Raw genomic sequence first — 968 nt, 5'->3', positions numbered from 1 at the left:
CCACGATGTGATGCGTTGGTCGGGAGTGATGCCGTTTAGAACACGCTGCGGGCGATGATTGTAAGCGAAACAGAAGCCTCTGAGCAGGATTTCCAGATCTTTATGGCTGGAGACACAGACCTGCAGCACCTCTGTCGCCACGCGGCCATTGAAGCGTTCCACCATACCGTTGGTCTGCGGTGAATACGCCTTCGTCCGACGTCGGTCGATCGTCATGTCGCGACAGGCCTTTTCAAAGGCGTTCGCCGTAAAACAGGAACCGCGATCGGTCAGGATATGGGTGATCCGGAAAGGAAAGGCGGTTTTGACAGCCTTGAGGAAATCGACGGCATTGTCGGCGTTCTCCGCGTCGTACACGGCCAGATGAACCGAACGGGAGCATCGATCAATGGCGACATATAGAAAGCGTTTCCGCCGTTCTCCATTTGCCGTCTGTAGCTTGGGCAGGTGTTTCACATCGATATGGACATAACCCGGATCGTAATCCCGGAACTTTCCCTTCCCACGCACAGGTCCGGTCTTTGGAACAGGAGGCAGCCGGTTCAGTCCGGCGTCTTTCAGAATGCGCCAGATGCAGTCCCTGTTCAGATGCGGCAGGAAATGCCGCACAACAAAGGTCAGGTCGTCCAGGCCGAAACCAGTCGAGCGTCGAAGCTGACAGACAACGGCCCGCTCTTCTTCGGTCGCTTTCCAAGCCAGCCTCCGGGGACGGCTGCTGCGATCCTGGCAGGCGTCCGGTCCACGTTTCCGCCATTTACGAACCGTTTCGTCGCTGATCCCGTAGCGACGGGCCAGAACAGATGTCGGTTCTGAAGAACGGGCAATTTCCGCTCTCACCACAGGCGTGGTCCGGGCTTGTGGATGGATCTGAAGCATCATTTGCTCTCCCTGCAAATGGAAGAAAACCATGGGGCATAACCCGGTATCGCACACGCTACACCATCCCAATGATGTCTCACAACCTGACA

General features: G+C 56.5%; 1 protein-coding gene. It reads right to left on the bottom strand.

Going from position 1 to position 968, the window contains the following annotated elements:
• The coding region (locus GKO01_RS15695; protein WP_099287798.1) for an IS481 family transposase at positions 1-876 on the bottom strand (876 nt) is incomplete at its 3' end.
• Positions 877-968: the final 92 nt, after the last annotated feature.

Source organism: Gluconobacter kondonii (assembly GCF_002723995.1).
Taxonomy (GTDB): Bacteria; Pseudomonadota; Alphaproteobacteria; order Acetobacterales; family Acetobacteraceae; genus Gluconobacter; species Gluconobacter kondonii.
Note: the sequence above shows the minus strand (reverse complement) of the source record. Positions and strands in the feature narration are given on the sequence as shown.